The organism is Edaphobacter sp. FHG110511_03, from assembly GCF_059115365.1.
The window spans coordinates 1-397 of record NZ_JBZYWL010000066.1; the positions used below are offsets into that span (position 1 = coordinate 1).

Consider the following 397-nt stretch of genomic DNA (forward strand, 5'->3'; position numbering starts at 1 on the left):
CTCTGTTTACCAATCGGTCTGACGCGCCCGTAAAGTCCGCTTTTCGGCAACTTCGCGGGTCTAATCCTGAACGGATCATTCTGACGAAGGGCTGGTTTCCGGGAGCTAGGACTTCAATTTTTCGTTTCCACTCCGGGCCTAACTCGAATATCGCCAAACGTCCGAACAGCCGTATTTGTATGGCGGAAAGCGACGATACGATGTGGCCGCAACCACGAACTCGGACCGAGCTTGATCTTCAGGATATTCGCAGCTTGCAAAAGCGCGACGCCGACTACGTAGCGAAACTTACGAATTGAGCCAAAACGCTCTCTGGGACTTGCCAGTGATGCTGAGAGTGAGCCATTAGGGCTCCTCGCGATGATATTGCCGCAGCGACAAACTAAATTCTCGGACC

The 397-nt window shown here is 52.9% G+C and carries 1 protein-coding gene; it reads left to right on the forward strand.

Annotated elements, in window-relative coordinates; all coding sequences use genetic code 11:
- Positions 1 to 299: hypothetical protein (locus tag AC5S26_RS29965; RefSeq protein ID WP_494188609.1), on the forward strand; the 299-nt coding region annotated here is incomplete at its 5' end.
- Positions 300 to 397 lie beyond the last annotated feature (98 nt).